The sequence below is a fragment of the Raineyella sp. LH-20 genome, from assembly GCF_033110965.1.
Taxonomy (GTDB): domain Bacteria; phylum Actinomycetota; class Actinomycetes; order Propionibacteriales; family Propionibacteriaceae; genus Raineyella.
The window spans coordinates 3,034,286-3,051,593 of record NZ_CP137003.1; the positions used below are offsets into that span (position 1 = coordinate 3,034,286).

General features: G+C 70.6%; 17 protein-coding genes. 8 read left to right on the forward strand and 9 right to left on the reverse strand.

The genetic code is table 11. The features are described from left to right. Positions 1 to 64 precede the first annotated feature (64 nt). The 6 genes from R0146_RS13375 to R0146_RS13400 all read right to left on the reverse strand — a co-directional run bounded on the left by R0146_RS13375 (position 65) and on the right by R0146_RS13400 (position 6,280). Positions 65 to 742, reverse strand: coding sequence for a phosphoadenylyl-sulfate reductase (locus R0146_RS13375; protein ID WP_317692412.1), 678 nt, complete (start codon positions 740 to 742; stop codon positions 65 to 67). Positions 743 to 870: 128 nt separating this feature from the next. Then, positions 871 to 2,592 (reverse strand): nitrite/sulfite reductase, encoded by a 1,722-nt coding sequence (locus R0146_RS13380; RefSeq protein ID WP_317690348.1) that lies wholly within the window; start codon positions 2,590 to 2,592, stop codon positions 871 to 873. 179 nt (positions 2,593 to 2,771) lie between these two features. Then, complete coding sequence (locus tag R0146_RS13385) at positions 2,772 to 3,731, reverse strand: ferredoxin family protein (protein WP_317690349.1); 960 nt, start codon at positions 3,729 to 3,731, stop codon at positions 2,772 to 2,774. A 119-nt stretch (positions 3,732 to 3,850) separates the two neighbouring features. Further along, positions 3,851 to 4,294: a (deoxy)nucleoside triphosphate pyrophosphohydrolase gene (locus tag R0146_RS13390; RefSeq protein ID WP_317690350.1), complete on the reverse strand. Its 444-nt coding sequence runs from the start codon at positions 4,292 to 4,294 to the stop codon at positions 3,851 to 3,853. Positions 4,295 to 4,427: 133 nt separating this feature from the next. After that, positions 4,428 to 5,570, reverse strand: a complete 1,143-nt coding sequence (locus R0146_RS13395; RefSeq protein WP_317690351.1) for a bifunctional metallophosphatase/5'-nucleotidase — start codon at positions 5,568 to 5,570, stop codon at positions 4,428 to 4,430. Beyond that, entirely contained in the window at positions 5,567 to 6,280 is a 714-nt protein-coding gene (locus R0146_RS13400) for a metallophosphoesterase family protein (RefSeq protein WP_317690352.1), read from the reverse strand. The genes R0146_RS13395 and R0146_RS13400 overlap by 4 nt, the downstream gene beginning before the upstream one ends. A gap of 122 nt (positions 6,281 to 6,402) precedes the next feature. On the opposite strand from R0146_RS13400, the gene R0146_RS13405 reads away from it, so the two are divergent. Further along, positions 6,403 to 7,143: a copper homeostasis protein CutC gene (locus R0146_RS13405; protein WP_317690353.1), complete on the forward strand. Its 741-nt coding sequence runs from the start codon at positions 6,403 to 6,405 to the stop codon at positions 7,141 to 7,143. Positions 7,144 to 7,193: 50 nt separating this feature from the next. Here the strand turns inward: R0146_RS13405 and lpdA are convergent, their stop codons facing one another. Beyond that, positions 7,194 to 8,600, reverse strand: a complete 1,407-nt coding sequence (gene lpdA, locus R0146_RS13410; RefSeq protein WP_317690354.1) for a dihydrolipoyl dehydrogenase — start codon at positions 8,598 to 8,600, stop codon at positions 7,194 to 7,196. 218 nt (positions 8,601 to 8,818) lie between these two features. Here lpdA and R0146_RS13415 point away from each other — a divergent pair, with 218 nt between their 5' ends. The 5 genes from R0146_RS13415 (at position 8,819) to R0146_RS13435 (ending at position 14,030) form a co-directional block, all read left to right on the forward strand. Beyond that, the gene (locus R0146_RS13415) at positions 8,819 to 10,342 is read left to right on the forward strand and encodes a UDP-N-acetylglucosamine 1-carboxyvinyltransferase (RefSeq protein ID WP_317692413.1); all 1,524 of its coding nucleotides are present in this window, start codon (positions 8,819 to 8,821) and stop codon (positions 10,340 to 10,342) included. Between the two features lie 53 nt (positions 10,343 to 10,395). Continuing rightward, positions 10,396 to 11,250: a pyridoxal kinase PdxY gene (gene pdxY / locus R0146_RS13420; protein ID WP_317690355.1), complete on the forward strand. Its 855-nt coding sequence runs from the start codon at positions 10,396 to 10,398 to the stop codon at positions 11,248 to 11,250. A gap of 122 nt (positions 11,251 to 11,372) precedes the next feature. Beyond that, complete coding sequence (locus R0146_RS13425; protein ID WP_317690356.1) at positions 11,373 to 12,221, forward strand: glycerophosphodiester phosphodiesterase family protein; 849 nt, start codon at positions 11,373 to 11,375, stop codon at positions 12,219 to 12,221. Continuing rightward, positions 12,208 to 13,569, forward strand: a complete 1,362-nt coding sequence (locus R0146_RS13430; RefSeq protein WP_317690357.1) for an MFS transporter — start codon at positions 12,208 to 12,210, stop codon at positions 13,567 to 13,569. The genes R0146_RS13425 and R0146_RS13430 overlap by 14 nt, the downstream gene beginning before the upstream one ends. A 71-nt stretch (positions 13,570 to 13,640) precedes the next feature. Then, positions 13,641 to 14,030: an RNA polymerase-binding protein RbpA gene (locus R0146_RS13435; RefSeq protein WP_317690358.1), complete on the forward strand. Its 390-nt coding sequence runs from the start codon at positions 13,641 to 13,643 to the stop codon at positions 14,028 to 14,030. A 132-nt stretch (positions 14,031 to 14,162) separates the two neighbouring features. Here the strand turns inward: R0146_RS13435 and R0146_RS13440 are convergent, their stop codons facing one another. Beyond that, positions 14,163 to 14,978, reverse strand: coding sequence for a glycosyltransferase (locus tag R0146_RS13440; RefSeq protein WP_317690359.1), 816 nt, complete (start codon positions 14,976 to 14,978; stop codon positions 14,163 to 14,165). 9 nt (positions 14,979 to 14,987) lie between these two features. Then, positions 14,988 to 15,593: a hotdog fold domain-containing protein gene (locus R0146_RS13445; protein WP_317690360.1), complete on the reverse strand. Its 606-nt coding sequence runs from the start codon at positions 15,591 to 15,593 to the stop codon at positions 14,988 to 14,990. A 131-nt stretch (positions 15,594 to 15,724) separates the two neighbouring features. Between R0146_RS13445 and R0146_RS13450 the strand changes: the two genes are divergently transcribed. Beyond that, positions 15,725 to 16,678, forward strand: a complete 954-nt coding sequence (locus R0146_RS13450; RefSeq protein ID WP_317690361.1) for a 5'-3' exonuclease — start codon at positions 15,725 to 15,727, stop codon at positions 16,676 to 16,678. Continuing rightward, positions 16,675 to 17,301, forward strand: a complete 627-nt coding sequence (locus R0146_RS13455; protein WP_317690362.1) for an antibiotic biosynthesis monooxygenase — start codon at positions 16,675 to 16,677, stop codon at positions 17,299 to 17,301. The genes R0146_RS13450 and R0146_RS13455 overlap by 4 nt, the downstream gene beginning before the upstream one ends. The last annotated feature ends 7 nt before the right edge of the window (positions 17,302 to 17,308 follow it).

The window sequence follows — 17,308 nt, forward strand, 5'->3', positions numbered from 1 at the left end:
TCGAGCTGGCTGAGTTCATACGGGCGGGTGGGGGCGTCGTCGAGAGGGGTCACGAAGTCGGTGCTCACAGGTGGATCCCGCATTCAGTCTTGGCGAGTCCGGCCCAGCGGCCGGCTCGCGGGTCTTCGCCGGGTGCCACCCGACGCGTGCAGGGCTCGCAGCCGATCGACGGGTAGCCGTCGGTCAGCAGCGGGTTGATCGGGACGCCGTGGGTGCCGGCGTAGTCGATCACGTCGTCGAAGGTCCACGCGGCGAGCGGGTTGATCTTCACCATGTGGTGCGTCCGGTCCCATTCGACCAGCTTGGCGTTGCGGCGCAGCGCGTTGTCCTCGCGGCGCAGCCCGGTCACCCAGGCCTCGTAGCCGGCCAGCTCGCGGGCGAGCGGCTCCACCTTGCGCAAGGCGCAGCACCGGCCGGGGTCGCGGGCGAACAGGTCCTTGCCGTACTCGGCGTCCTGCTCGGCGACCGTCTGGCGGGGCAGCACGTCGATGACGTTGACCGGCAGGACGGTGGCGATCTCGGCCCGGGTGCCCAGGGTCTCGGCGAAGTGGTAACCGGTCTCCAGGAACAGCACGTCGACGCCCGGGTGCAGCGTGGACACCAGGTGCGGCAGCACCGTGTCACCGGCCATCGAGCAGGCGACGGCCAGCGCGTCACCGAACTCCTCGGCGGCCCAGGCCAGCACCTCCTCGGCGGTGGCCTCGGCGAAGCGTGCGCCGGCCTCCTCGGCGAGGGCCCGCAGCTCGTCCTCCGAGCGGCGCCGACCCGGACCATGGCTCGCCGGTGACGGGTCGGTCGTCGCCGGTCCGTCGACCGGAGACGGGGCGACGGGCCCCGGCCCGTCACCGATGGGGGTCTCGGATGCGGTCGTCACAGGAACTCCTTGTCATCACTGCGTGCCACCCAGGCGGAGAAGGTCTCCCCCGCCAGGCGCTGGTCCAGGAAACGTCGTACCACGCGCTCAACGTAGCCTGGAAGGTCCTCCGCGCTCACCTTGAGCCCGCGGACGGTACGGCCGAGGCCGGCCTCGTCACGGTCGGCCGACGCCAGGCCTCCACCCAGGTGGACCTGGAAGCCGAACTCCGAGCCGCCCAGCAGCTGGCCCTTCAGGCCGATGTCGGAGGTCTGGATCCGGGCACAGGAGTTGGGGCAGCCGTTGATCCCCAGACTGATCGGGGTGTCGAGGTCGACGCCGGCGAGGCGCTCCTCGAGCTCGTCGATCACCCGGGCGGCCAGCCCCTTGGTCTCGACGAAGGCGAGCTTGCAGTACTCGATGCCGGTGCAGGCCATCGTCGAGCGACGGAACGGGCTGGGCCGGGCGCTGAGGCCGACGGCATCCATCGCCGCGACCAGCTCCTCGACCTTGTCCGGGTCGACGTCGAGGACGAGCAGCTTCTGGTGCGGGGTGAAGCTGATCCGCCGCGAGCCGGCCGCCTCGGCCAGCTCGACGATCCTGGCCAGTCGGCTCCCGCCGATCCGCCCGACGGTCGGAGCGAAGCCGACGTACTTGCGGCCGTCCTTCTGGTCGTGGATGCCGACGTGGTCGCCGGAGGTGCCGTTGGAGACCGGGGCGATGCCGTCCGGCAACGTACGGTGCAGGTACTCGTCCTGCAGCACCTGGCGGAACTTCTCCGCGCCCCAGTCGGCGATCAGGAACTTCAGCCGGGCCTTGTTGCGCAGCCGGCGGTAGCCGTAGTCACGGAAGATCGAGATGACGCCGGCCCACACCTCGGCGGCCTCCTCGGGACGGACGAAGACGCCGATCCGCTCGGCGAAGCGCGGCGCGGTGGACAGCCCGCCGCCGACCCACAGGTCGTAGCCGACCCCGTGCTCCGGGTGACGTACGCCGACGAAGGAGATGTCGTTGATCTCGTGGACGACGTCGAGGCTCGGGTGCCCGGTGATCGCCGTCTTGAACTTCCGCGGCAGGTTGGTGAAGGCGGCGGTGTTGATGTACTTCTCGCGGATCTCCTCGATCAGCGGCGTGGGATCGATGATCTCGTCGGCGGCGATGCCGGCCACCGGGCTGCCGAGGAAGCCGCGCGGGGTGTCGCCGCAGGAGGTGATGGTGTCCAGGCCGACTTCGTCGAGCCGACGCCACAGCTCGGGCACGTCCTCGATCTGCACCCAGTGCAGCTGGATGTTCTGCCGATCGGTGATGTCCAGGCTGTCGCGGGCGAGGTCCTGGGAGATCGCGGCGATCGCGCGCACCTGCTCGGTGCTGAGGATGCGGCCGTCGACCCGGATCCGCTGCATGAAGTACTGCGAGGACAGCTCGGCGTCGGTGAGCTTGCCGGTCCGGGTGGCGTCGAGGGTCTGGTCGCGCTGGGTGTAGAGGCCCCACCAGCGCATCCGGCCGAAGAGGTCGTCGACCGGGATCGACGCGAAGCCTTCCTTGGCGTACGTCTCGAGGATCCGGTCACGGACGTTGATGCCGTCGTCCTCGGCCTTGAAGACCTCGTTGGGGTTGAGCGGCGTACGGCCGTCGACGGCCCACTGACCGTTGGAGCGGTCCTTCTTGGGGCCTCGGACGCGCTCCGCCACGGGGGCGTGTCCGGGGCTGGTCGTGGTGGTCGTACGGTCGTGGGACACCGGGTCTCCTCGGGCTTCGGGGCAGATCGTCACTGCCGCGTCCGACGGTCCGGACGCGCACCGGGTGTGCTGGGGGCAACACACCGTCGGTATCACCTGAGGTTAACCATCCCATAGTGAAAAGTAAAACCTGTGAGGCGTTCCACAGCCTTCCCGAGTGACGTGCCGCCCGGCGGCGCTCAATCGACCACCCGGGTGTGCCATCCGGCGACCGGGACCGGCGGTGTGCCACAGGATTCGGGGCGGAGTTCGTCGCTGACCGTACGGGTGACCTCGACGACCGTCCGGTCGGTGCCCGCCCCGACTGTCACCCGCCAGCGATCCTCGCCGAGCGGGCCGGCGGGCTGCACCGGCGGGCCGGGCAGGGACAGGTCCCCGGTGGCGCGGCGCTGGGCCAGTTCGGCCGCCTGCTGGGGGCGTTGCAGGCAGCTGCGCCCGCGGTAGTGGGCGGCGTCGGCCAGACCGGCCGGGATGCGGCCGAGGTCTGCGGCGTGCAGTGCCGCCACGATGCTCGTCTGGTCCAGGCGGGCGTACGAGACCCCGTACGGCAGCACGGTGGCGGTGGGGGCGAACCGATGTCCGCCGAGGTGGGTGGTCTCGACGACGCGCCCGGGTGCGGCCCGGTGGGCGATCGCCGCCAGTGGCCGACCGTCGAGTGCGCAGCACTGGTCACGTTTGCCGTTGGTGCAGACCAGCAGGACCGGCCGGGGATCGGCCGCCAGCTCGGGCAGCGCGGCGAGCAGCCGGTCGGGCGTCGGGTCGGCCAGCGTGTCGACGGGCAGCTCGAGCAGCCGCTCGGGCGCGGCGACCGTGCCACGGACCAGCCAGGGCCGGTCGGCCGGGCCGCCGCTGACGATCACCCGACGACTGGCGAGGTGGCGGTCGGGATGGGCGCCCGGCTCGCGCATCAGGGCGAACCGGCCGCCGACGGCGCTGACGGCGGCATCCAGCCGGGCGCCGACCTGCGGATCAAGCCGGGACTGTGTCGCGGCCTTGGCACCCCATGGTCCGTCCTGCTCGAGGACCACCCAGCAGACCGCCTCGGCGGCCGTCCCTGCCGCCTGTTCCCCCGCGTCGACGGAACGGAGCGCGCAGCGCTCGGTCGATCCGTGGGGGTGCTGCAGGTGTGTCCGGTCCATCGGTGCTCCTCGCCGTCGGTGCGGCCCGCAGGCGGGCCGACCACCACCATGCCACGTGGTGGCGGCGTCGGGGCGTGGGTGGTCGAAGCACCCAGCCGGTGACCGGCACCCCGCTCAGCTCAGGAGCGGGCCGCGGCGCCGATCATCAGGTCCCGCAGCGCGATCACGATCGCGTCGTCGGCGGGCAGCCAGCCGACGCTGTCCAGGTCGTCGAGGCCGAGCCACCGCAGCCGGTCGTGCGCCGGACCGGGGCGTACGTCGACGCGATCGGGAAGGGCGAGCCAGACCCGGATCCGCCAGCCCTCGACGATCGGCCACGCGCCGTCCGGCATCGGCCCGAGCAGCGGCGCGCCGACGGTGATCTGCAGGGACAGCTCCTCGACCAGCTCGCGGTGCAGCGCCGCGATCGGGTCCTCCCCCGGCTCGACCTTGCCGCCGGGGAACTCCCAGCCGCCGGCGTGGGAGGTGGCGTGGCGGCGGGCCGCCAGCAGACGGGTCGGCCGGGTCAGATCGTCGACCAGAGCGGCTGCGACGACGAGGTGCCGGTCGCGGGGGAAGCTCATGGGTGCCACTCTTTCACGCGCGCTGATCGACGGTGGAGGCAGGGGCGGCCGAGGCCACCGGGACGGCGATGGACGCCGCGACCGGGACGGTCACGGCGTCCATGCCGGCCGGTCCACGGCCGGAAGGATCGGCTCAGGAGACGGGAGTGCCGTCGACGGTGAGTGTCCAGTTGTGGACGAAGAAGTCGGCGGGGTCGAGGGTCTGGTGCGCCACTGCCCAGTCGATCAGCAGCTGGCGGATCTCGGCAAGGTCGTTGTAGACCACCGGGGCCTGGGCGATGTGCGGGAAGTTGCCGCCACCGGAGCGTCGGTAGTTGTTCACCGCGACCACGAACTGCTGGTCGGCGGCCACCGGGGTGCCGTTCAGCGTCAGGTTCTCGATCCGCTGGCCGACCGGCTGCGCGACGTCGATCTGGTAGTCGACGCCGGAGATGATGTCGTAGTTGTAGTCCCAGACCGTCTGGCCGCCGTACACCACCTGGGTCATCGTCTCGGGGTCGAAGGTGCCGCCGGCCGGGACCTGGCCGAAGTACTTGGCGGAGTTTTCGAGGTAGTCCTTGACCTGGGCGCCGGTCATCACGACGGCTTCCAGGGTGTTGTCGTAGATGTAGAGCCCGGCCATGTCGCGGACGGACACGTCGCCCTGCGGGAAGACCGCGGTGCGGCTGAACGGCGCGGCGATCGACAGCACCGGCAGGTCGGCGTACTGGCCGCCGGCGAGCGCCTTGGTGACCGTCTCGGTCTGGACCATCTGGATGTAGTCGATGATCGCGGTGTCCTTGTAGCGGCTCTCGGTGGCCGGCAGCTGCTGGGTGGACGTGGCGATCGTGGTGTTGACGTAGTCGACGGTCGCCCGGTGGTCGGCCGCGGTCGCGTCGAGCACCTTCTGGCTGGCCGGGTAGTGGGCCGGATTGAGGGAGGCGGCGCTGGCCTTGGCGACCTGCCACTTCCCCTTGACCTTGGTCAGGTCGAAGGTGACGTCGGCGACGGTCTGGGCGAAGTTGCGGGGCTGGACCATCAGCACCTGCGTGCCGTCGACCTTGTTGGCGATGTACTGCTGGGTCACCAGCTGGTGGGTGTGGCCCATCACGATGGCGTCGATGCCGGGCACCTGCTCGGCGATCTGGTCCGACGGGTTCTCGGGGCCGAGGGTGGTGGTGTCGTAGCTGGACGGGCCGGTGCCGGCGTGGCTCATCACCACGACGATGTCGGCCCCGGCCGCGCGCACCTGCGGCACCCACTTCTTGGCGGAGGTGACCATGTCCTCGATGGTCACCAGATCGACGTGACCGTGCCCAAGCCCGGCCTGAACTTCTTGGCGGAGGTGACCATGTCCTCGATGGTCACCTTGCCCTCGAGGTTGGCCTTGTCCCAGATCATCGAGCCGGGCGTGGTGATGCCGATGATGCCGATCTTCACCGGCTTGTTGTCGGTGGTCTTGCGGGTGAGGATCGTGTAGGGCGTGAACACCGGCTGGCCGGTCGTCGCGTCCAGCACGTTCGCCGCGAGCAGCGGGTCGTTCAGCTGGTCGCGGTAGGTGGTGAGCAGGTCCATGCCGTAGTTGAACTCGTGGTTGCCGATGTTCTGTGCGTCGTAGCCGATCGCGTTGTACGCGGCCGCCATCGGGTGGGTCGCGCCGGTCTCGGTGATCGGGGCCTGCTTCGCGGCGTACGTGGTCAGTGGAGTGCCCTGCAGGGCGTCCCCGTTGTCGACCACGACGACGGAGTCGGCGCCCCGCTCGGCCCGGACCGCGTCCACCACGCCGCCCACGTTGGCCAGCCCGACGGTGTTGCCGAACTTGTCGGCGTACGCCTTGTCGGCGAAGTAGTCCCAGTTGTAGACCCGGCCGTGTACGTCGGTGGTGGCCAGCATGGTCAGTTCGGCGCCCTGGCCCGCGCGGGGGGCCGGAGCGGCGTTGGCGGTGGTCATCCCCAGCGAGCCCATCGCCACGGCAAGGGACACCGCCAGTGCCCACGTCTTGCGCATCCTGATCTCCTCAGAGTCATCTCAGATTCAACGGTCGAGCGCACGGTAGGCCGGCGCGCTGACCGCGTCGTGACGTGAGGGTGAACGGGAGGTGCCTGCCGCATCGGCTGTAGCGTGAGGCCATGCCGATGCTCGAGATCGCCGTGCAGGACCCCGAGGGGATCGCCGTCGCCCGCGACCATGGTGCCGACCGCATCGAGCTTTGCACGGCACTCGCCCTCGGCGGCCTGACCCCCTCCCGCGCCCTGATCGATGCGGCTGTCGCCTCCGGGCTGCCGACCCACGTCCTGGTGCGGCCACGGGCCGGGGACTTCACGTATTCCTCCGTCGAGCGGGCCGTCCTGCTGGCCGATGTCCGCGTCGCGCTCGAAGCCGGCGCCCACGGCGTCGTGATCGGCGCGCTGCGGGAGGGTGGCGTCGACACCGACCTGGTGGCCGGGATCCGCGCCGAGGCCGCCGACGTCGACGTCACCTTCCATCGGGCCTTCGACGTGGTCGCGGATCGGGGCGCCACCCTTCAGCTGCTGGCGGAGCTCGGCGTCGACCGCATCCTCACCTCCGGAGGCGCCGATCGCGCCCCCGACGCGTGCGAGGAACTCGCTCGGCTGGTCGCTCTCGCGGACGGCCGGATCCAGGTGATGGCGGGCTCCGGCATCGACGCCTCCACCGTCTGGCCGATCCTCGCCACCGGGGTCGATGCGGTCCATGCCTCCGCCAAGCGCCTGGTCAGCGAACCGCTCGCCGTACGGCTCGGTGGGCTCGCCACGGCAGGCGCCTTCTCGAGGGAGGTCACCGATCCCGGCCAGGTCGCCGCATTGCGGGCAGCGGTGGACAGCGACACGCACGCGGGCCCGGGCCGGTGAAAGTACCACCGGCCCGGGCCCGCTCGGGATGACGATCAGAGGGTGATCGGTCAGAGGTTGATCATGTGGCCCACGATGCCCTCGGCGGCCTCCTTGAGGGCCTCCGACAGGGTCGGGTGGGCGTGCACCGTACGGCCGACCTCCTCGGCGGTGAGGTCCCAGGTCTGGGCCAGCACCAGCTCGGGCAGCAGCTCGGTGACCTCCGGGCCGATCATGTGCGCGCCGAGGATCTCGCCGTAGGTGGCATCGGCGACGATCTTGACGAAGCCGACGGCGTCGCCCAGGCCCTGCGCCTTGCCGTTCGCGGAGAACGGGAACTTGGCGACCTTGACGTCGTAGCCGAGCTCCTTGGCCTTCTCCTCGGTGTAGCCGAAGGCGGCGATCTGGGGCTGGCAGTAGGTGGCGTGCGGGATCATGTCGTAGTTGATCGGCATGGTCTCGGCGCCGGCGATGGTCTCGGCGGCGACGACGCCCTGGGCCTCGGCCGTGTGCGCGAGCATCAGCTTGGCGGTGACGTCACCGATCGCGTAGACGCCGGGCACGTTGGTGCGCATGTAGTCGTCGATCTCGATGGCGCCGCGCTGGGTCAGCGCCACGCCGGTGTTCTCCAGACCGTAGCCCTCGGTGCGCGGGGCGAAGCCGAAGGCGGACAGCATCGTGTCGGCCTCGAGGACCTGCTGCTCGCCGCCGGCGGCCGGCTCGACGGTGATCCGCACCCCGGTGCCGGTGTCCTCGACGTTCTTGACCGCGGTGCTCGTGAGGACCTTGATGCCGAGCTTCTTGTACGCCTTCTGCAGCTCCTTGCCGAGCTCGGCGTCCTCGACCGGGATCATCCGGTCCAGGTATTCGACGATGGTGACGTCGACCCCGTACGAGTTGAGGACGTAGGCGAACTCGGTGCCGATCGCGCCGGCGCCGCCGATGATGATCTTCTGCGGCACGCTGTCGGAGAGGATCAGCTCCTCGTAGGTCAGCACATTGGCCGAACGCTGCATGCCGGGCAGCATCCGGGTGACCGAGCCGGCGGCGATGATCACGTTGTCCGCCGTGATGGTCTCGACCGTGCCGTTCGCCAGGGTGACGTCGATGGTCTTGGCGTCCCGGAAGGTGCCCCAGCCGTCGAACTCCTGGATCTTGTTCTTCTTCATCAGGAAGTGGACGCCCTTGACCATCTTGTCCGAGACCTGGCGCGACCGGGCGTACGCCTTGCCGTAGTCGAGCCGCACCTCGCCGTCGATGCTGAAACCGAAGAGGTCACGCTCGTGGGTGAAGATGTGGGCCAGTTCGGCGTTGCGCAGCAGCGCCTTGGTCGGGATGCAGCCCACGTTCAGGCAGACGCCCCCCCAGTACTGCTTCTCGACAACGGCGGTCTTCAGGCCCAGCTGGGCGGCGCGGATCGCCGCTACGTACCCACCGGGCCCGGCGCCCAGGACAACGACGTCAAAGTGTGCGGTCATGGCCTCCACCTTAACCAGCGCGCGCCCGCTGTGTCGTCGCGACGGGTGCCTCGGACCAGGGTCGGTTGCACCAGGCGGCACGCGGGTCATCCTCCCGTTCCGCCGGCCGGTCGGCGGGGTCCACGGTCGGGACGCGACGGCGGCTTCGTTGCCCCGACGGGGCCGTGGGTTAGGCTGGCGCGGTGACTTCTCGCTCCACCGCCTTGCAGATCGGCACGATGATCCGCGACGCCCGTGAGCAGCGCGGGCTCTCCCTGGAAGCCCTCGCCGCCAAGCTGGACACCCAGTCCTCGACCCTCGAGGAGGTGGAGAGCGGTGCGGTGAGCGCGTCGATCGACCTTGTCAACCGGATCGCGCAGGCCCTCGAGGTCGGGCCGGAGGCGAAGGCCGCCGAGGCGGTCCCGCAGCCGATGCACCCGACCAAGCCCACCCCGATGCACCTCACCATCGAGGGCGGCCGGCAGCTGAGCGGCGCGATCGACGTACGGTCCTCGAAGAACGCGGCGGTCGCGCTGCTCTGCGCCTCGCTGCTCAACCGCGGCCGTACGGTGCTGCGCAAGATCGCCAAGATCGAGGAGGTCAACCGGATCTGCGAGGTGCTGATCAGCATCGGCTACCGGATCTCCTGGATCAACGAGACCGATCTGGAGTTGATCCGCCCCGAGGAGCTCGACCTCGACTCGATGGATGTCGCCGCGGCGCGGCGGACCCGGTCGATCATCATGTTCTTCGCCCCGCTGATGCACTTCTACAACGAGTTCAAGGTGCCGTACGCCGGCGGCTGTGACCTCGGGGCGCGGACCATCGAGCCGCACCTGCAGGTGCTGCGGCACTTCGGCCTCGACGTGGTGGCCACCGAGGGCTTCTACCGCTGCATCGCTGCCGACGTGCACGCCCCGGAGCGGGCCGTCGTGCTGACCGAGCGTGGCGACACCGTCACCGAGAACGCGCTGATGGCAGCGGCGATGGTGGAGGGTCCGGTGACGATCCGCAACGCCTCGCCGAACTACATGGTGCAGGACCTGTGCTTCTTCCTGCAGGCGCTGGGCGTACGGATCGACGGCGTGGGCACCACCACGCTGGTGGTCCACGGCGTCAAGGACGTCAACGCCGATGTCGAGTACTACCCGTCCGAGGACCCGATCGAGGCGATGAGCCTGATCACCGCGGCGATCGTGACGAAGTCGGAGCTCACCATCCAGCGGGCGCCGATCGAGTTCCTCGAGATCGAGCTGGCGATCCTCGAGGAGATGGGCCTCGACGTCACCGTCACCGACGAGTACTTCGCCGACAACGGGCGCACCCGGCTGGTCGACATCACCGTCCGTCCCTCGACGCTGAAGGCGCCGATCGACAAGATCCACCCGATGCCGTTCCCCGGCCTCAACATCGACAACCTGCCGTTCTTCGCGGTGATCGCCGCCGAGGCCGAGGGCCAGACCCTGATCCACGACTGGGTGTACGAGAACCGGGCGATCCACCTGCTCGACCTGGCCAAGATCGGCGGCAACATCCAGCTGCTCGATCCGCATCGGCTGATCGTCAACGGCCCGACCAAGTGGCGCGGCCGCGAGGTCACCTGTCCCCCGGCGCTGCGCCCGGGCGTCTGCCTGCTGCTGGCGATGCTCGGCGCGAAGGGCGAGTCGGTGCTCCGTGACGTCTACGTCATCAACCGCGGCTACGAGGATCTGCCGAACCGGCTGAACGCGCTGGGCGCCAACGTCCGGGTGACCACCGGCTAGCCATCTGCTGGCCGCGGGCGGGAGCCTGCGGAGCGTACGGCACCATGGAGCCCATGACCTCGATCCTGTCCATCCAGTCCTCCGTCGCGTACGGCCACGCCGGCAACTCCGCGGCGGCCTTCCCGTTGATGCGGATGGGCGTCGAGGTCTGCCCGGTGCTCACCGTGCATTTCTCCAACCACACCGGTTACGGCGCGTGGCGCGGCCCGCTGTTGGATCCTGCCGACGTCCTCGACGTGGTCCGCGGGATCGACGAGCGGGGCGCGTTGGCCGGCTGCGACGCGCTGCTGTCCGGCTACCTGGGCAACGGGGCGACCGGGGCGACGGTGCTGGCGGCGGCCGAGCTGCTCCGGGAGCGCAACCCCGACGCGGTGTGGTGCTGCGATCCGGTGATGGGCGACGTCGGGCGCGGCTTCTTCGTCCACGAGGACGTCCCGCCGATGTTCCGCGACCGGGTGGTGCCGATGGCGCAGATCCTCACCCCGAACCACTTCGAGCTCGACCAGCTGGTCGGCCGGGAGACCCACACCCTGGACGAGATCCTCGCGGCGGTCGACGAGCTGCGCGACCGGGGCCCGCGGACGGTGCTGGTCACCTCGATGGTGAGCACCGACACCGACCCGTCGACCGTCCAGATGCTCGCGGTCGACGACGCCGGCGCCCACCTGGTCACCACCCCGAGGCTGGACGCCTATTTCGTCGGCTCCGGGGACGTCACCTCGGCGATCTTCCTGGCCCACCTGCTCGCCAGCGGCGCGGCCCGTACGGCCGCGGAGCACACCGCCGCCTCGATGTTCGGTCTGCTGCGCCGCACCCTGGAACTCGGCCGCCGGGAGCTGGCGCTGGTCGACGCCCAGGACGAGTTCGTCGCCCCGACGCGGACGTTCACCGCCGACCGGGTGCGCTGAGCCGCTGCCGGGCCGGGCCGGGCCGGGCCGGGCCGGCCTGCGGGCCCGGCTCCGCACCATGCTGCGGAGCCGGGCCGGGACGGCGTCACCCGTTGGTCACCTGTTTCTGCTGGGATGGCCTCATGCCCGTCTCCGATCTGCCGTTCTTCGCCCCGCCGTTCCTCGCCCTGGCGCACCGCGGGGGATCCACGTACGCCCCGAACGTGGGCCGGGAGAACAGCCTGCACGCCTTCGGCGAGGCCGTCGCGCTCGGCTACACCCATCTCGAGACCGATGTGCACGCCACCCATGACGGCGTCCTGGTGGCGTTCCACGACGACCGGCTGGAACGGGTGACCGACCGCACCGGGGTGATCGCCGAGCTGGACCACGCCGACGTCGCCGAGGCCCGGATCGGCGGGACCGAGCCGATCCCGACCCTGGACGAGGTGTTCGAGGCGTTCCCCGACACCTTCTTCAACATCGATCTGAAGGCCGACGGCGCCGTCCGGCCGCTGCTGGCGGTGATCAACCGGCACCGCGCCCAGCGGCGGGTCAACGTCGCCTCCTTCTCGGCCCGCCGGCTGCACGACTTCCGGCGGCTCGCCGGCAGCCAGATCTCCACCTCGGTCAGCCCGCTGGGGGTCGCCTGGTTCCGGATGGTGCCGGTGCTGCCCCGCCTGCTGTCGGTGCCCGGCAACGTGCTGCAGGTGCCGCACTGGACGCCGCTGCCGCGGACGGTGGGGTCGCTCCCGGCGGGCGTGCTCGACCTGGCCCGCCACGACCTCCGCGGCGACGAGGTGCGGGTGGTCACCCGCAGCCTCGTCGACGCCGTCCACGCGGCCGGCAAGAAGCTGCACGTGTGGACCATCGACGACCCGGTCGAGATGGTCGAACTCATCGAGCTGGGCGTCGACGGTCTGGTCAGCGACCGGATCGACGTCCTCAAGGACGTCCTGGTGGAGCGGGGGCTGTGGCATGGCCGGGACTGAGCTCGGGCTCGAGCAGGGCGCACCGCGCCCGCTGCACGTACGGTTCGGGCGGCGGGCCCGGATCTGGTCGTGGGTGTCGTACGACTGGGGCTCCTCGGCCTTCTCCGCGGTGATCGTCACCTTCGTCTTCGCCACCTACCTCACCGGGACGGTGGCCGCGAAGGACGGGGCGATCAGCGGGGCGACCGCGCTGAGCATCTCCACCGCGATCGCCGGGGCGGTGATCGCCCTCACCGCGCCGATCATGGGCCAGCAGTCCGACAGCGGCGGGCGACGCCGCAGCCTCGCCCTGTGGACCGGCATCGTCATCGCCGCGACCGCCGCCATGTATGCCATCCGCCCCGACCCGTCCTTCCTGGTCGCCGGCCTGGTGCTGCTCGGTGTCGGCACAGTGGCGATGGAGTTCGGCAACGTCTCCTACTACGCGATGCTCAAGCAGGTCTCCGGGGACGACGACATGGGCCGGGTGTCCGGTCTGGGCTGGGCGATGGGCTACACCGGCAGCATCTTCCTGCTGCTGCTCGCCTACTTCGGCTTCATCGCCGAGGGCAACTGGTTCGGTGTGCCGTCCACCGACGGCCTGGGCGTACGGGTCGTCTGCCTGCTGGTGGCCGTCTGGTACCTCGTCTTCGCGGTCCCGGTGTTCCTGGCCGTCCCCGATCCGGCGCGTGGAGCCCGGTCGGTCCGGTTGGGGGCCGGCGGCGCCTACCGCACGCTCTTCCGCGACGTCCGCGACCTGTGGCACGACGACCCGGCGGCCGTACGATTCCTGATCGCCTCGGCGATCTACCGCGACGGCCTGGCGGCGGTGTTCACCTTCGGCGCCGTCCTCGCGGTCAGCGTCTACGGGATGCCGGCGAGCATGGTGCTGATCTTCGGGGTGGCGGCCAACCTGGTCGCCGCCGTCGGCGCCGGCATCGGCGGGCTGGCGGAGGACCGGGTCGGCGCGCGGCCGGTGATCATGGCCTGCATCATCGGCCTGGTCGCGTCGGCCGTCGTGCTGCTGTTCGTCCACGGCACCGGCATGTTCTGGATCTTCGGCCTGGCCCTGTGCCTGTTCGTCGGCCCGGCGCAGGCGTCGTCACGGTCGATGATGGCCAGGATGGCGCCGGCCGAGCGGCAGGGACAGATGTTCGGTCTCTACACCACCTCCGGCCGGGCGGTGTCGTTCCTCTCCCCCGCCCTGTTCGCGGCGTTCGCCGGCCTCACCCACCAGGACCGCTGGGGCATCGTGGCGATCGTCCTCGTGCTCGCCGCGGGCGGGGTGCTGTTGCTGCGAGTTCCGGCGGTCAAGGGAAGGTCCCACGCTGTCTTGGCCCGGACCGCTACGCTGGACGACGACCGGTAGGCGTGGCTCGGGGAACAACCACACCGTCGTACGCGTTCATCGGTCGTGCCGGCAATCCTAGGAGGTAGCACATGGCTGATCGTTCTCTGCGCGGATCCGGCCTCGGATCCAAGAGTTTCGAGGACGAGGTGGGTGTGGACTTCGCACCGCGCCAGGAAGTGGGCTTCGACTGCCCCCAGGGACACCATTTCGAGATGACCTTCGCCGAGGAGGCCGAGCTGCCGACCGTGTGGGAGTGCCCGCGGTGCGGCCAGGAGGCCAAGCGGTCCGACGGGGTCGAGCCCGAGGTGAAGGAGGCGAAGCCGCCGCGTACGCACTGGGACATGCTCCTGGAGCGCCGTTCGCTCGCCGATCTGGAGGAGCTCCTCTCGGAGCGGCTGGAAGAGGTCCGGACCACCGGTGCGATCAGCACCGACGAGTACATGCGCCGGACCACCCCGCCGTCGAAGAAGCATCGCTGACCGACACCGCTCGCCGACCGACAGCACGGCACGAGCCCCGGACCACAGGGTCCGGGGCTCGTTCGTGTCCTGGCCACGTTCGTGTCCTGGCCACGTACGCGTCCTGGCCACGTACGTGTGGCGTCGGCGCCGTCAGGAGGCCGGGGTGACCCCGCGCGGGCCCTTCCCGACCAGCCGACGGAGCTGGTCGCCGCGCCGCTTCACACCCCAGACGGTGGTCCGGGCCAAGGACTCGAAGAAGATGCTGCCGTCCAGCTTCGACTCGCCGTACTGGCGCTCCTCGAAGGTGATCGGCACCTCCACCACGGAGTGACCGGACTCGATCGTGTTGATCGTCATGTCGGTCTGGAAGAAGTAGCCGGCCGCGGCGATGTTGTCCAGGCCGATGTCACGCAGCGTCTGGGCGCGGAAGACGTTGTAGCCGCCGGTGATGTCCCTGACCCGTACGCCCAGCAGGATCCGGGTGTAGAGGTTGCCGGCACGGGAGAGGTACTCGCGCGACTTCGGCCAGTTGACCACCCGACCGCCCGGCACCCACCGCGACCCCTTGACCATGTCGGCACGCTCCAGCGCCGCCAGCAGCAGCGGCAGCTCCTCGGGGCGGTGGGAGCCATCGGCGTCCATCTCCACCAGCACGTCGAAGCCCTGCTCCAGCCCCCACCGGAACGCTGCGACGTACGCGGCCGCCAGCCCCTCCTTGCCCTTGCGGTGCAGGACGTGGATCCGGGCGTCCGCGGCCGCCATCCGATCGGCGATGTCGCCGGTGCCGTCCGGGGAGTTGTCGTCCACCACGACCACATCGGCCGACGACACGGCAGCACGCAGCCGGCCGACGATCGACTCGATGTTCTGGGCCTCGTTGTAGGTGGGGATGCAGACCAGCACCCGGCGTTCAGACCCCTCCGGGGTGTGCTGGGCGGTGCTGGTCCTGGTGGTGGGCTGGGTCATTGTCCTGTGTCATTCCTCGTTGTGGTCGGTCGCCGCCTGGGTGCGCGACCGGAGTTCCGCGGTGCGCTTCTCGATCTGTTCCCGAGCGTCCCGCGTCCACCGCAGCCAGGTCTCCTGGAGATCCCGCAGACCGGCCCGGGGATCGAGCTCCGGGCGGTCGGGGACCTCCGCCACCTGGGTGCCCCACGGCGCCGGCGGCTCCGGCAGCGGGTTGGCGACCACGACCGTCGCCGTCGCCCGGGCGACCACCAGCGGTCGTTCCAGCACGTACGAGGCGGTGGGGGCCAGCTTCGCATTGTCCTCGTCCAGGCGCTGGGCCTCGCGACAGATCACCCGGGCCTCCATGCCCAGCTCACGGCTGGTGCTGCCGACACCCACGACGAACGCCTCGACCTCCAGCACGTCCCCCGCGTAGATCGGGGCGAGGAAGTCGATCTCGTCGTACGCCACGACGGCACCCTCGTCGGCGTCGGTGCGGATGCACACCTCGGTGGCCGCATCGGACAACAGGGACATCGTGTACGAATGATCGACCTGGCTGCCCGAGTAGTGGGTGTGGTTGTGGCCGACGTACCGACGGTGGGTGACGGTGAGGCCGATGCGGGGATCGCTCATGGGACCACGATACCGGTCGTCAGCGCGGCGTTCGGCCCGGCTCTCCGCGCTGACGGGGAGGGATTCAGCAGGCCGACGGGGATGGATCGGCGGGCTGACGGAGGACACCCGCGGACGGCAGGATGGACCCCATGGCCCCGTCGCAGCTGCTCGTCGTCGACACCTCGTATCTCTTCTTCCGGGCGTTCCATGGAGTGCCCGGCACGCTCCGCAGCCCCTCGGGGGCCCCGATCAACGCGATCCGCGGCACGCTGGACACCATCGCCCGGCTGCTGGAGGACCGCCGTCCCAGCCACCTCGCGTGCGCCTGGGACCAGGAGTGGCGGCCCGCCTGGCGGGTCGACCTGCTGGCCTCGTACAAGACCCATCGGGTCGCCGCCGACGGGCACTCCGAGGAGATCCCCGAGGAGCTGCTGGCACAGATCCCGGTGATCCGCCGCGCACTGACCGCCCTGGGACTGCCCGTCCTCGGTGCTCCCGCAGCGGAGGCCGACGACGTCATCGGCACCCTGGCCGCCCTGTTCGCCCCGACCGGTCCGGTGACGGTGGCCAGCGGCGACCGCGACTTCACCCAGCTCGTCGACGATGCGACCGGTGTCGGGTTGCTCACCCCGGTGGGGCGTACGCCCGGGTGGCGGGAGATCCACGAGGCGCAGGTCCGCGAAGCGTACGGCGTCGCCCCGGCGGCGTACGTGGAGCTGGCCAGCTTGCGTGGCGACAGCTCGGACGGCATCCCCGGTGTGCCCGGGATCGGCGACAAGACCGCGGCCCGCCTGCTGGAGCGCTACGGCGATCTGGCCGGCGTCCGGCGGGCCGCCGCGGACGGAGTCGTCGAGCGGGGCGGGCTCACCGCCCGGCAGGCCGAGGCGATCCGGGCTGCCGCCGACTACCTGGACGTGGCGCCGCGGGTGATCCGGATCCGCCGGGACCTGCCGCTCGGGATCACCGCCGAGGACCTGACACTGCCCCGTACAGTGGCCGATCCCGCCGCCTGGTCGCAGCTGGTCGAGACGTACGGTCTCGGCTCCTCCGCCGGCCGGCTGCTCCAGACGCTCGGCCTGCCGACCCCGGAGGGCGCACGATGACCTCGACGGGGCAGTCGGCTCCCGAACCGACGGCGATCACCCGGATCGCGACCCGCTACGCCAGAGCGGGCCACGAGCACGAGTACGAGGAGCTGGTCCGCGAGATGTTCTCCCTGATGCGGGAGAAGCCGGGCTTCCTCGGTGCGGACCTGATCCCGCCCGAAGAGCCGGGCGACCCCTACCACGTGGTGGTCCGCTACCGCGACGACGCCGGGTTCGCCGCCTGGGACGCCAGTCCGGAGCGGGTCGGGATCATGGACCGGATGCACGCCGTCGCACTCGGTGAGCCCGTGCACCGGCGGCTGACCGGTCTCGAGGCGTGGTTCGAGCCGGCGGTGGTCCCGGCGAGCATGAACCCGCCGAAGCATCGGATGGGGCTGGTGACGTGGATCGGGATCTGGCCCACCGCCACCCTCGTCATCTGGTTGCTGAGCACGGTGCCGGTGTGGCCGGGTGGGCGGGCCCTGCTGGCGCCGGTGCCGTTCCTGCTGCGGACCGCGATCATCACGCTCTGCATCACCGTGGCGATGACCTACCTGGTGATGCCGCGGCTGCTGACTCCGCTGTTCAAAGGATGGTTGGTCGCCGGCGCGCGGAAGGCTGCGGCGAAGGCGAGACGGTGAGCGTCCG